Annotated in this window: 14 protein-coding genes; 11 read left to right on the top strand and 3 right to left on the bottom strand. The window is 72.0% G+C overall.

Features of this window, described 5'->3' with window-relative positions; genetic code table 11:
- Positions 1-31 precede the first annotated feature (31 nt).
- The 7 genes from ACWD4O_RS27995 to ACWD4O_RS27965 all read left to right on the top strand — a co-directional run bounded on the left by ACWD4O_RS27995 (position 32) and on the right by ACWD4O_RS27965 (position 5345).
- Complete coding sequence (locus ACWD4O_RS27995; RefSeq protein WP_451283958.1) at positions 32-1660, top strand: MFS transporter; 1629 nt, start codon at positions 32-34, stop codon at positions 1658-1660.
- Between the two features lie 91 nt (positions 1661-1751).
- The gene (locus tag ACWD4O_RS27990) at positions 1752-2273 is read left to right on the top strand and encodes a hypothetical protein (protein WP_451283892.1); all 522 of its coding nucleotides are present in this window, start codon (positions 1752-1754) and stop codon (positions 2271-2273) included.
- Positions 2274-2467: 194 nt separating this feature from the next.
- Positions 2468-2665: a hypothetical protein gene (locus ACWD4O_RS27985; RefSeq protein ID WP_351916238.1), complete on the top strand. Its 198-nt coding sequence runs from the start codon at positions 2468-2470 to the stop codon at positions 2663-2665.
- Positions 2666-2709: 44 nt separating this feature from the next.
- The gene (locus tag ACWD4O_RS27980) at positions 2710-3345 is read left to right on the top strand and encodes an HdeD family acid-resistance protein (protein WP_451283890.1); all 636 of its coding nucleotides are present in this window, start codon (positions 2710-2712) and stop codon (positions 3343-3345) included.
- A 106-nt stretch (positions 3346-3451) separates the two neighbouring features.
- On the top strand, positions 3452-3883 hold the full coding sequence (locus ACWD4O_RS27975) for an SHOCT domain-containing protein (protein ID WP_451283888.1): 432 nt from the start codon (positions 3452-3454) through the stop codon (positions 3881-3883).
- A 116-nt stretch (positions 3884-3999) separates the two neighbouring features.
- Positions 4000-4428 carry a DUF7144 family membrane protein gene (locus ACWD4O_RS27970; protein WP_351916244.1) on the top strand — a complete coding sequence of 143 codons (429 nt, stop codon included), beginning with the start codon at positions 4000-4002 and terminating at the stop codon, positions 4426-4428.
- Between the two features lie 68 nt (positions 4429-4496).
- On the top strand, positions 4497-5345 hold the full coding sequence (locus ACWD4O_RS27965) for a class II glutamine amidotransferase (protein WP_451283886.1): 849 nt from the start codon (positions 4497-4499) through the stop codon (positions 5343-5345).
- Positions 5346-5382: 37 nt separating this feature from the next.
- Here ACWD4O_RS27965 and ACWD4O_RS27960 read toward each other — a convergent pair whose 3' ends face one another.
- Entirely contained in the window at positions 5383-6186 is an 804-nt protein-coding gene (locus ACWD4O_RS27960; RefSeq protein WP_451283884.1) for an SDR family NAD(P)-dependent oxidoreductase, read from the bottom strand.
- A 100-nt stretch (positions 6187-6286) separates the two neighbouring features.
- On the opposite strand from ACWD4O_RS27960, the gene ACWD4O_RS27955 reads away from it, so the two are divergent.
- Entirely contained in the window at positions 6287-6928 is a 642-nt protein-coding gene (locus ACWD4O_RS27955; protein ID WP_351916250.1) for a PadR family transcriptional regulator, read from the top strand.
- Between the two features lie 118 nt (positions 6929-7046).
- Here the strand turns inward: ACWD4O_RS27955 and ACWD4O_RS27950 are convergent, their stop codons facing one another.
- A complete protein-coding gene (locus ACWD4O_RS27950; RefSeq protein ID WP_451283881.1) occupies positions 7047-7475 on the bottom strand; it encodes a type II toxin-antitoxin system Rv0910 family toxin in 429 nt (142 codons plus the stop codon).
- Between the two features lie 281 nt (positions 7476-7756).
- Between ACWD4O_RS27950 and ACWD4O_RS27945 the strand changes: the two genes are divergently transcribed.
- On the top strand, positions 7757-8329 hold the full coding sequence (locus ACWD4O_RS27945) for a Clp protease N-terminal domain-containing protein (RefSeq protein ID WP_451283879.1): 573 nt from the start codon (positions 7757-7759) through the stop codon (positions 8327-8329).
- Between the two features lie 86 nt (positions 8330-8415).
- Positions 8416-9420 carry an EamA family transporter gene (locus ACWD4O_RS27940; protein ID WP_451283877.1) on the top strand — a complete coding sequence of 335 codons (1005 nt, stop codon included), beginning with the start codon at positions 8416-8418 and terminating at the stop codon, positions 9418-9420.
- A 311-nt stretch (positions 9421-9731) separates the two neighbouring features.
- Here the strand turns inward: ACWD4O_RS27940 and ACWD4O_RS27935 are convergent, their stop codons facing one another.
- Positions 9732-10415, bottom strand: coding sequence for a pyridoxamine 5'-phosphate oxidase family protein (locus ACWD4O_RS27935; RefSeq protein ID WP_451283875.1), 684 nt, complete (start codon positions 10413-10415; stop codon positions 9732-9734).
- A 35-nt stretch (positions 10416-10450) separates the two neighbouring features.
- Here ACWD4O_RS27935 and ACWD4O_RS27930 point away from each other — a divergent pair, with 35 nt between their 5' ends.
- On the top strand, positions 10451-11782 hold the full coding sequence (locus ACWD4O_RS27930) for an aminotransferase class I/II-fold pyridoxal phosphate-dependent enzyme (protein ID WP_451283873.1): 1332 nt from the start codon (positions 10451-10453) through the stop codon (positions 11780-11782).
- The last annotated feature ends 39 nt before the right edge of the window (positions 11783-11821 follow it).

Genomic DNA, 11821 nt, shown 5'->3' with positions numbered 1-11821 from the left:
ATTTCTCCGCTGCCATGGAGAGGTGGACACCGTGACCCGCTGGCGGGCTCTGATCGTCCTGGGTACCGCCCAGTTCCTGATGGTGCTGGACACGTCCGTCATGAATGTCTCGATCAGCCAACTGGTCGAGGACTTCGACACCGAGGTGACCGCCATCCAGGCGGTCATCACGCTGTACGCCCTGGTCATGGCGGCCTTCATGATCATCGGCGGCCGGTTCGGGGACATCTTCGGACGCCGTCGGCTCTTCCTGCTCGGCCTCGTCGTCTACGCCACGGGATCGGCCCTCACCGCCGCCGCGCCCACCCTCTGGGTCCTCGCGCTCGGCTGGTCGGTCATCGAGGGACTGGGCGCCGCGATGGTCCTGCCGGCCATGGCGGCGCTGGTCGCCGAGTCCTACCGCGGGCGGGACCGGGCCGTCGCCTACGGCGTCATCGGAGGCCTGGCCGGCGCGGGCATCGCGGTCGGCCCGCTGCTGGGCGGCTGGGTCACGACGTACCTGACCTGGCGGCTCGTCTTCGCCGGCGAGGTCGTGGTGGTCCTGATCGTGCTGTGCTTCCGCCGGGTGATCCCGGAGTCCCCGCGGACCGGTCAGCGACACCACCTCGACGGCGTGGGCGCCGCGCTCTCGGCGGCCGGGCTGGCGCTCGGCGTGCTCGGGGTGCTGCAGAGCGGGACCTGGGGCTGGGTGCAGCCCCGCAACCCGCCCTTCACCGTCTTCGGGTTCGCGCCCACGCTGTTCGTCATCGGCGCCGGAGTGGCCGTGCTGGCCGTCTTCGTGCACTGGGAGCGGCGTCGCGAGGCCCGGCGCGCCGAACCCCTGGTGCATCTGGCGCTGCTGCACCGGCCCGCGCTGCGATCCGGCCTGATGTGCCTGCTCAGCCAGAACCTCATCCTGCTGGGGCTGTTCTTCACCATCCCGCTGTACCTCCAGGTCGTGCAGGGCTTCGACGCCTTCGAGACGGGCCTGCGACTGCTCCCGGTGTCGATCACCATGCTGGCCGCCTCCATGGGCGCCGCCCGGCTGGGCCGGGTGGCCGGGCCGCGCCGGGTCGTGCGGATCGCCCTGGCGACCCTGGTCGGGGCCGTCGTGTGGTTGCTGGCCACGATCGACCCCGAGATCGACGACGCGCAGTTCGCCGGAGCGATGGCCCTGCTCGGGGTGGGCATGGGCCTGCTCGCCTCGCAGCTGGGCAACGTCGTCCAGTCCAGCGTGGGCGAGGACGAGCGCAGCGAGGTCGGCGGGCTGCAGTTCACGGCCCAGAACCTGGGCTCCGCGCTGGGCACCGCGCTCATCGGATCGCTGCTCGTGGGCGCGCTGGCCCAGGCCTTCACCACCCAGGTGGCGGACGACCCCCGGCTGTCGGAGGAGACCCGTCAGCAGACCGGCGTGGCTCTCGAGGCCGGGATCAGCTTCGTCCCGACCGAACAGGTGCGCACGGCGGCCGAGGACGCCGGTCTGCCGCCCGCCGAGGTCGACGCCCTCGTGGACTCGTACGCCTCGGCGCAGCTCGACGGTCTGAAGGCGGCGATCCTCGCCGCCGGCGGGATCACTCTGGCCAGTTTCCTGGTCACCTCGCATCTGCCGTCCCGGAAGGCCGAACGCCCGAGGCGGCCCGAGACCGGTGCGCCGGCCGGCGCGCCGGGATCGCGCGGCTGAGCCGTCCGGCTCTTCCAGCTCTTCCGGTTCTGCCGGTTCTTGCGGTTCTGCCGGTTCTTGAGGCTCGTCCGACTCGTCGAGGGAGGTCACGATGGCGGGGACGGGACACGGCTCGGCGGTCCGGGCGGACGTCGCCGAGCGCCGGGCCGAGACCGACTACACCGGCGGCGTCTACGGATCCATGCTGGCCGCCTCGGTGGTCGTCGGCGCCGGCTCCCTGGACTCGTTCCCGCGCCTGGAGCTCATGCTGCTGCTGTTGCTCACCGGCGTCGTGTTCTGGGTCGCGCATGTGCACGCCCAGCTGTTCGGGGCGCGGCTGGCACAGCAGGGCCTGGGCCGTCGGGTCGTGCTGCGGGTGTGCCGGGAGGAGTGGCCGATCGTCAACGCCGCGGTGCCGCCGGCCCTCGCCGTGGCCGTCAGCCCGCTGCTCGGCCTCGATCTGGAGGGCACTCTCTGGCTCGCCCTCACGGTCGCCGTCGCGGGCCAGGTGGGCTGGTCCGCGGCCGCGGCACGGCGCGCCGGAGCCTCGTGGCACCTGGTGTACCTGACCGCCGCGGTGAACCTCGTGCTCGGCCTGCTGATCATCGCGTTCAAGCTCTTCGTGACGCACTGAGCGCTCCGCTGGAGGTGCCGCGATGTGCCGTCGTTTGCCGCGGCGCCGTCGTGGCTGGTCGCGCAGTTCCCCGCGCCCCTCCGCGGCGTGGGCGGACATCACCTCTGCGGGGTGAGGCCGGACGCCCGCCGCGGGCGCACGATCGTGGGACAGAGCGCGGTCCGCCGTCCCAGGCCATCCCGGGGGAGCAGCACATGCGCTACGAGATCCGCGTCGACGGACATCTGTCGGAGGCGCTGACCAGGGCCTTCCCGGAGCTGGAGTATGTGGTCATGTCCGGGCAGACCGTGCTGTTCGGACACGTCGTCGACGAGGCGCACCTGTACGGGCTGCTGGCCCGCTGCCAGTCCCTGGGCCTGCGGGTCCTGGAGATGCGCCAACTCCCGGAGTGACGCCGGCCACCGGTGTGACGTGGAGTCGTGCGCGAGGAGGAGCCATGAGTGTGTCGTCCGGTCCCGCACCGCACACCGGGCCCGTCGGCGTCGATCCGGCCGAGGCCCTGGCCGTGCTCGGGCGCTCCTGGCTGTGGATCCTCGGTTCGGCTCTCGCCATGCTCGTGCCGGGCATCCTGATCCTGGTCTGGCCGGACGGGACCCTGCACGTCCTCGCGGTCCTCATCGGCCTGTACCTGCTGGTCACCGGGGTGTTCCGGTTCGTCGCGTCCTTCGCCGGGGAGGACCACGGCGAGCGGGTCACCGGGCTCCTGCTGGCCGTGCTGTACGTGGTGGCCGGGGTGCTGTCGCTGCGGCACCCGCTGCAGACCATCGCCGCGTTGTCGCTGATCGTCGGCGTCCTGTGGCTGGTGTCCGGCATCCTCACGCTCTACACGGCGCTGGCCGCCAAGGACCTGCCGCACCGGGGAGTCGTCCTCGGCGCCGCGGTGCTCGCCGTCGTCGCGGGGATCGTGGTGCTCGCCCTGCCGACCGAGTCGGCCCTGGCGCTGACCCGGCTGCTCGGCCTGTGGCTCGTCCTGCTCGGTCTGGTGGAGGCGGCGGTCGCCCTCGCCTGGCGCGCCGCGCTCCGCCGGAGGGCGCGGCCGAGCCGGCCGAGCGCCCCTGTCGGGACCGGCTGAGCGGCCTCACCCGTCTGGGGTGAGGCCACCGGGCTCGCGCCCTGTGCAGGGTGGGAACGGCACGCACTTCGGGTTTTCGGGCGGAAGCCCGGGACGGAGGAGACAGATGAATGGGGACACGTACCTCGCGTACGACTATCCGCTGGCGAGCGCCTTCTGGACCATGCTGGTGTTCTTCCTGTGGATCATGTGGTTCGTCCTGCTGTTCCGCTGCATCGTCGACATCTTCCGTGACGACGAACTCAGCGGCTGGGCCAAGGCCGGCTGGCTGGTGTTCTGCATCGTCCTGCCCTTCCTGGGCGTGTTCGTCTACGTGATCGCGCGGGGCAAGGGCATGGGGCGCCGGGAGATCAAGCAGGCGCGTGATCAGCAGCAGGCCTTCGACAGCTACGTCCGCGAGACCGCCAAGGGCGCCGACACCAGTCCCAGCAGCGTCGACGAACTCGCCCGACTCTCCGAGATCCGCGCCCGTGGCGACATCACGGACGAGGAGTTCACCAAGGCCAAGAAGCTGGTCCTGAGCGGCTCCGGCCGCTGAGTGCCGCAAGTCCGTGCACTCGTCGAACGACGAACGACGAACGACGAACGACGAACGACGAACGACGAACGACGAACGACGAACGACGAACGACGACACCGAATCGAGGCAACGGGATGACCGCGTCACACACCACGCCGTCGGCCGGGCGGCACACGGCCAAGCAACAGTGGGCCCAGGGTCTGATGATCTTCGCCGCCGTCACGCTCATGCTCTCCGGAGTGCTCGACATCTTCCGCGGCATCATGGGGATCGCCGAGGACGACGTCTTCGTGACGACCCGCAACTACGTCTTCGCGTTCGATCTCACCGGCTGGGGCTGGATCCACCTCGCCCTGGGCGTGGTCGCCGTGATCGTCAGCCTGGGCCTGTTCCAGGGGGCGATGTGGGCGCGGGTCGCGGGCGTGGCCGTCGCCGGGCTGATCATCATCGCCAACTTCCTCTCCCTGCCGTACTACCCGGTCTGGTCCGTCGTGCTGATCGCGTTCTCCGCGTTCGTCATCTGGGCGCTGTGCGTGGTGAAGCCGAACAGGTCCGCGGCATGACCGGCCCGGTCCGCCCGGATCTCCCGGGCCTCCCGGTCCGCCCGGTGTCTCCAGGAAGGCGTTAGACGATGTGCCGATGGCTTGCCTACTCGGGCACTCCGATCATGCTCGAAACGATTCTCTACCGGCCGGCCCACTCACTGATCGACCAGAGCCTGCACTCCCGGATGGGCGTCGAGACGACGAACGGCGACGGCTTCGGCATCGGCTGGTACGCCGCCGACGCGGCCGACGCGGAGGACGGGAGCCCCGCGATCGTCCGGGAGATCGGCCCGGCCTGGAGCAACCGCAATCTGCGGGAGATCGCCGGTCATGTCCGCTCACCGCTGTTCTTCGCCCACATCCGGGCCTCGACCGGCACGGCGGTGCAGCAGACCAACTCCCACCCGTTCCGGCACGGCCGCTGGATGTGGATGCACAACGGTGCGATCGCCGACTTCCACCTGATCCACCGGGACCTCGCCCTCGCCGTCGACCCCGCGCTCTTCCCCCACATCCAGGGATCGACGGACTCCGAGATGATGTTCTTCCTGGCGCTCACCCTGGGCCTGGAGGAGGACCCGCCGGGCGCCGTCGCCCGGATGGCGGGCCTGGTGGAGCGCGTGGGCCACGAGCACGGCGTGGAGTTCCCGCTCCAGATGACCATCGCGGTGACCGACGGACGACGGCTGTGGGCCTTCCGCTACTCCAGCCAGGGAGCCTCCCGCTCGCTGTTCTACAGCACCCGTGTGGAGACGCTCCGGGCGCTCCACCCCGACCTGGAGTTCCTGCGCGAGGTCTCCGACGAGACCCGCCTCATCGTCTCCGAGCCCCTGGGTGATCTGCCCGGCGCGTGGAACAAGGTCCCCGAGGGCACCTACGGCGTGGTCCAGCCCGGCGCGGACGACATCGTCGAGTTCGTCCCGCAGGCGGCGTAGACCGCGGCGACCTCGCCACCGCCCGCTCGGGCCCGGCTCAGTGGACGGAGAACCCGCCGTCGACGAAGAGCGCCTGGCCGGTGACGTAGCCGGAGGCGCGGCTCGCCAGGAACACCGCCGCTCCGGCGAAGTCCTCGGCCAGGCCGTTGCGCCCGACCATCGTGCGCGCGGCCAGCGCCGCCACCTTCTCGGGGTCGGACGACAGCCGCGCGTTGAGCGGGGTCATCACGAAGCCGGGCACCAGCGTGTTGCAGGTGACCCCGTACGGCGACCACGCCTCCGCCTGTGAGCGGGCCAGCGACTCCAGCGCCCCCTTGGAGACCCCGTAGGCGCCGCTCCGCACGAACGCCCGGTGCGCCTGCTGCGAGGTGATGTGGATGATCCGCCCGAAGCCCCGCTCGGCCATGCCGGGCCCGAACCGCCGGCCCAGCAGGTAGGGCGCGTCCAGGTTCAGCGCCATCGTGGCGTCCCAGACGTCCTCGTCGAGCTCCTCCATCGGGGGCCGCAGGTTGATCCCGGCGCAGTTGACGAGGATGTCGGGCTCGCCGAACACCTCGACCGCCTGCTCGGCCGCCGCGCGTACCCCGTCCCGGGTGCTCAGGTCGGCGCTCACCCGGCCCGCCCGGCAGCCGTCCGCCGCCAGCTCCTCGACCGTGGCGGCCAGTTCGGCCTCCTTGCGGGCCACGATCACCGTGCTCGCGCCGGCCCGCGCCAGCGCCCCGGCGATGGCCCGGCCGATGCCGGAACTGCCGCCGGTCACCACGGCGACCCTGCCGTCCAACGAGAACAGTTCGGAGAGGTAGGCGCCCGAAGCGGCGTCCGAAGCGGTGTGCGATGTCATGTCCGCACCCTAAAACGCGAGGCTCTTGCCAAGCGAACTGTTCCGATATATCGTTGACGCATCGCGACAGATCAACGATGGAATGAAGGAGTGGTTTGCGATGCGTACCCACGGATTCGAGCGTGGACATGGACAGGACGGCCCCCGGCGCGGCGGCCGCGGCGGCTTCGACGGACGGCGTGCGGCCTTCGGGCCCTTCGGTCCGGGCGGCCCCGGTGGCCCGGGCTTCGGTCCCGGCTTCGGGGGCCCCGGCTTCGGTCCCGGCCCCTGGGGCGGGCGAGGGCGCGGCGGCCCCAGGGGGAGGGCGCGGCGAGGTGATGTACGGGCCTCGATCCTGGCCCTGCTCAAGGACCGGCCGATGCACGGCTACGAGATGATCCAGGAGATCGCCGAACGCAGCGGCGGGGCATGGAAGCCCAGCCCGGGCTCGGTGTACCCGACCCTCCAGCTCCTGGAGGACGAGGGCCTGATCAGCAGTGAGAGCGACGGCGGCAAGAAGCTGTTCGCGCTCACCGACGAGGGCCGCACGGCGGCCGAAGAGGGGCCCGAGGCCCCCTGGGAAGAGGCCACGCGCGGGGTCGACTGGGAGGCTCTCACCGAGATCCGCCAGGCCGGCTTCGGTCTGATGGAGGCCTTCGGGCAGGTCTGGAAGACCGGCAGCAAGGAGCAGCGCGAGAAGGCGCTCGCGGTCATCAACGACGCCCGCAAGAAGCTGTACCTGATCCTCGCCGACGAGGACTGAGGCAGCAGCCGTACGGCCGTGCAGCCGCGCGGCTGTGCGACGAGGAAGGCGCCCCGTGGATTCGTCCGCGGGGCGCCTTCACGCGCGCGTGCCTCTGCCTTGTCTCGGCTGCCTTGTTTCAGACCACCAGTGCGCCCAGCTTGCGCAGCGACTCGTTCAGGGCCGCCGTCCCCGAGTCCTTGAGCTTGCCCGCCATCAGCGACACGGCCGCGCCCGTGAACTCGCCGTCGATACGGACCGTCGTGGCGTCGCCGTCGGGGGTCAGGGTGTAGCGGGTGGCCACGGCCACCGCCATCGGACCCTTCCCGCGGATGGCGAGCACCCGGGCCGGCTCCAGTTCCGCCACGGTCCACTCGACCTCCGCCGGGAAGCCCATGAGCTTCATGTTCTCCTGGAAGGTCGCGCCCAGTTCGAGGGTCTCGGGGCCGCCCTTGGGGAAGCTGGTGTGGGTGGCGTTCCACTCCCCGTACTTCGGCCAGTCGGTGAGCTGGGCCCACACCTGCTCGGCCGGTGCCTGGATGCGTGCCTCGGCGCTGATCTCGGCCATGCGACCACCTCTTCGTGTCGGGCTCTTCGTGTCGGGCGACTCGGCTGCGTCGTCGCGGAAAGTAGCCCCAAGGCCGCCAACATTCAATACTGATGAACCGTCAGTCGTGCCGTCGGCGTGAGGGGGCGCAGCGCAAGGCGGCGCGCGCCTCCGGGCGGGAAAAGGTCTGATCTCATCCGTGAGGAGGAGATTGCGGTGCCCCTGGTCCGCTCTGCGTGGGACGCCAAGATGCTTCCCGCCGGGGATGACCGGACCCGGTCGGGACTGATGGGGTAGGGGATGTGCAACCAGGTATTCCCCGGCAGTCGCTGCGCGACCAGGCGGCGCACGGTATGTACGACGATCCCAGGCTCGGTGCCGAGCCCGCGGCGGCGCTCGCCGCCGCCCGCCGCCGGGCGGTCAGAGACGGGGACCGCCAGATCGACACCGCCCACGTGCTGCACTCGCTCCTGGAGCACGACTCCCAGGTCCGCGCCGCCTTCGACGGCGGACCCCAGCTCGCCCGGCTGCTCGGCTACCTCGTCCAACGCAGCATCGGCTACGGCCTGCGCTGGCAGAGCGGTGTCGAGGACTCCGGCGCCCTGCCCGTCGTGACCGTCGTCGAGGGGTTCTCGCCGCTGGCCGCGATCGCGCTCGAGCGCGCGTGCGTGCGGGCCGTGCTGCGTGACGGCGCGCCGGCCCGTGGCGTCGATCTGCTCGTGGCGATCGTCGAGGACCCGCAGGCGCGGGCCGTCGAGGTGCTCACCCGGGCCGGAGTCGACGTGTACGAACTGCGTGCCCGGATCGAGGACGGTCTGATCGGGGACGGCCTGATCGAGGACGGCTTGATCGAGGACGGTGGCCTCGACCGCTGAGCGGCCGCGCTGTGCCGGTCCGGCGCCGTCCAGCCGATGAGACAGGTGTCAACGGGGATGACGCTCATGTCGTCGCCTGTCATCATGTGCCGGTGCATACGTCTGTGAGCAGTCAGGGCAACCGCGGAAAGGGCATCGGGCTCGGTCTGGCGGTCGGGTCGGCCATCGCCTTCGGCGGATCCGGGGTCGCGGCCAAGCCGTTGATCGAGGCGGGCCTGGACCCGCTGCATGTGGTGTGGCTGCGGGTGACCGGCGCGGCCCTGGTGATGCTGCCGCTCGCCTGGCGCCATCGCGCGCTGCTGCGCACCCGCCCCGCACTGCTCGCCGGGTTCGGTCTGCTCGGCGTGGCCGGCGTGCAGGCCTTCTACTTCGCCTCCATATCCCGCATCCCGGTCGGCGTCGCACTGCTCGTCGAGTACCTCGCGCCCGCACTCGTGCTGGGCTGGGTGCGGTTCGTGCAGCGCAGGCCCGTGACGCGTGCCGCCGCGCTCGGCGTGGTCCTCGCGGTGGGCGGACTGGCCTGTGTCGTGGAGATCTGGTCGGGGCTGAGCTTCGACGCCGTCGGACTGCTGCTCGCGCTCGCGGCGGCCTGCTGCCAGGTCGGCTACTTCGTCCTGTCCGACCAGGGCAGCGGCTTGGGCGACGACGCCCCCGACCCGCTGGGCGTGATCTCCTACGGTCTCCTCGTGGGCGCCCTGGTGCTGACCGTCGTCGCCCGTCCGTGGGGCATGGACTGGTCCGTGCTCGCGCACACCGCCGGCATGAACGGCACCGAGGTGCCCGCCTGGCTGCTGCTCGCCTGGATCGTGCTGATCGCGACGGTCGTCGCCTACGTCACCGGCGTGGTCTCCGTGCGCCGGCTCTCCCCGCAGGTCGCCGGAGTGGTGGCGTGTCTGGAGGCGGTCATCGCGACCGTCCTGGCGTGGGTGCTCCTGGGCGAGCATCTCTCGGCCCCGCAGATCGTGGGCGGGGCGGTGGTGCTCCTCGGCGCGTTCATCGCGCAGTCCTCCGCACCCGCGAAGGGCTCCCCGGAGCCGGTGGCCGCCGGCAGCCCCGAAAGGGAGCCGACGGTCCGCGAAACGGCCGTCTGACCCGACGCCCGGTCCGCGAAACGGCCGTCCGACCCGACGTTTGTGCCTCTGCCCCGGCGGCCCGAGGCGAGTCCTCAGCCGATACCCGAGTGCCGCGAGTGCCGCGCGCTACGCGCCGCGGGGCGGTACGGCGCGCCCGTCCCACGAGGGGCGTGCCGCCGCCGTTCGCCCTGGCGACGGCTTGCTGTCGGACGGCGTCGAGCCCGTCCGGGGACGGTGCGGCCGTGTCGGCCGTCGCACCGGGCGGTGCATGGCAGCGCCGACTGCACGATCTCGAGGATCTTCTCGTGCGGTTCCTTTCGCGCTGGGCGTCACAACGCCGAGAGGTAGTCCGGGAGTGCCGTGCCGGGGGTGAGGTCGGCCTCCGGGAGAGGGGTGCCGTAGCCCTTGCGCAGCGGGAGGACGCCGGCCCAGTGGGGGAGGGCGAGGTCCTCCGGCTCGTCGTTCACCCCGCCCGTGCGGGTCTTGGCCGAGACCTCGTTCAGGTCGAGACGGATCACCGCGGTGGCCGCCAGTTCCTTCTTGTCGGCGGGACGTGAGTCGGCGGACCGGCCCGGGACGACGTGGTCGACGAGGGCGTCGAGCGCGGTGCGCTTCTCCTGCGGGTCGGTCACGTCGTACGCGACGCCGTGCACCACGGCCGAGCGGTAGTTCATCGAGTGGTGGAAGGCGGAGCGGGCCAGGACCAGGCCGTCGACATGCGTCACCGTCAGGCACACCGGGAGCCCCGGGTCCGCCTGCCCCGTCATCCGCAGCGGACGCGAGCCCGTCGAGCCGTGCACATAGAGCGTCTCGCCGACCCGGGCGTACAGCGTCGGCAGCACGACGGGCGCGCCGTCGCGGACGAAGCCGAGGTGGCAGACATAGCCCTCGTCGAGTATCGCGTGCACCAGATCCTTGTCGTAGGACGCCCGCTGCGCGGCACGGGTGGGGATCGTGCGGTCGGTCGGGGTGTAGGCGGCGGCCCGTGTCGTCGGCTCCTGGGTCCCCTGCATGGCGCTCTCCATTGCTCTAGTGCATAATGGTCTTTGTGCTAGGAGAGTATCCGATCGAAGGTCGGCGCGCAGCAGACATTTCCGCGAGCGTGGAGGCGGCGGTGAGCGCCGGTGAGCTGCGGCCCGGGCAACTGCTGCCGCCCATGCGGGAGTTGGCCCAGACGCTGGGGGTGAACCCGAACACCGTCGCGGCCGCCTATCGCACCCTGCGCGAACGGGGGGTGATCGAGACCGACGGCCGCCGGGGCAGCCGGGTGCGGTCGAAGCCCGCCACGACCGGGCGCGAGTTCATCCGCGTCGAGGTGCCGGCGGGGGTGCGGGACGCGGCCGCCGGCAACCCGGACACGGCCCTGCTGCCACCGTTGGGGCCGGCGTTCGCGTGGGCCGCCGCGCAGGGCGACCGGGAGCCGGTCCTGTACGGACACGCTCCGGTCGAACCCGAGCTGGCGCGCCTGGCCCGGGCCGACCTGGACGCGGACGGCGTGCCGGCCGGGCCCGTGGCCGTCGCCTCCGGCTCGCTGGACGCGATCGAACGCGTCCTCGCCGCACATCTGCGGCCGGGCGACACGGTCGCCGTCGAGGATCCCGGCTGGGGCTCCCTGCTCGACCTCGTGCCGGCCCTCGGACTGCGCCCGGTTCCGGTCGGCCTCGACGACGACGGACCGCTGCCCGAGGACGTCCGCCGTGCCCTGGCGGCCGGGGCGAGCGCCCTGATCGTCACCGACCGGGCGCAGAACCCGACCGGCGCGGCGGTGACCGCCTCACGCGCGCGTGCCCTGCGCGCCGTCCTGCGGGAACACCCGCAGGCGCTGCTCGTCGAGGACGACCACGGTCATCGGATCGTCGACCTCCCCCTGCACCCCCTCGCCGGCGTCACCCGGCACTGGGCCTTCGTGCGCTCGGCCGCCAAGGCGTACGGGCCCGACCTGCGGTTCGCCGTGCTCACCGGGGACGACGTCACCCTCGACCGGGTCCGCGGCCGGCAGCGGCTCGGGCCCGGCTGGGTCAGCCGGATCACCCAGCGGGCGGTGCTGCGGCTGTGGGCCGACGGCGCGGTGGACACGCGGGCGGTGGCGGCGGCGTACGGCAGCCGGCGGGACGCGTTGATCGCGGCGCTCGCCGGACGGGGGGTGGCGGCGTACGGGCGCAGCGGGATGAACGTCTGGGTCCCCGTGCCGGACGAGACGGGGGCGGTCGCCGGCCTGCTGCACGCGGGATGGGCGGTCGCGCCGGGGGCGCGGTTCCGGGTCCAGGCTCCGCCCGGGATCCGGATCACCGTGTCGACGTTGACGGCAGGGGAGATCGAGGTGCTCGCGGACGCGGTCGCCGCCGCGGTGCGGTCGGTGCCCGGACGCGGGTACGTGTAGCGCAGGCGAGGATCCGCGACGCATATCTCGTAGCATCGC

It is taken from the genome of Streptomyces sp. NPDC002623 (genome assembly GCF_053592635.1).
This window is presented reverse-complemented; position numbering and strand designations above follow the sequence as displayed.

Coding starts and splice junctions, on each gene's coding strand:
- ACWD4O_RS27990 (WP_451283892.1), top strand. CDS start 1,752: ATGGCGGGGACGGGACACGGCTCGGCGGTCCGGGCGGACGTCGCCGAG.
- ACWD4O_RS27985 (WP_351916238.1), top strand. CDS start 2,468: ATGCGCTACGAGATCCGCGTCGACGGACATCTGTCGGAGGCGCTGACC.
- ACWD4O_RS27980 (WP_451283890.1), top strand. CDS start 2,710: ATGAGTGTGTCGTCCGGTCCCGCACCGCACACCGGGCCCGTCGGCGTC.
- ACWD4O_RS27975 (WP_451283888.1), top strand. CDS start 3,452: ATGAATGGGGACACGTACCTCGCGTACGACTATCCGCTGGCGAGCGCC.
- ACWD4O_RS27970 (WP_351916244.1), top strand. CDS start 4,000: ATGACCGCGTCACACACCACGCCGTCGGCCGGGCGGCACACGGCCAAG.
- ACWD4O_RS27965 (WP_451283886.1), top strand. CDS start 4,497: ATGTGCCGATGGCTTGCCTACTCGGGCACTCCGATCATGCTCGAAACG.
- ACWD4O_RS27960 (WP_451283884.1), bottom strand. CDS start 6,186: ATGACATCGCACACCGCTTCGGACGCCGCTTCGGGCGCCTACCTCTCC.
- ACWD4O_RS27955 (WP_351916250.1), top strand. CDS start 6,287: ATGCGTACCCACGGATTCGAGCGTGGACATGGACAGGACGGCCCCCGG.
- ACWD4O_RS27950 (WP_451283881.1), bottom strand. CDS start 7,475: ATGGCCGAGATCAGCGCCGAGGCACGCATCCAGGCACCGGCCGAGCAG.
- ACWD4O_RS27935 (WP_451283875.1), bottom strand. CDS start 10,415: ATGCAGGGGACCCAGGAGCCGACGACACGGGCCGCCGCCTACACCCCG.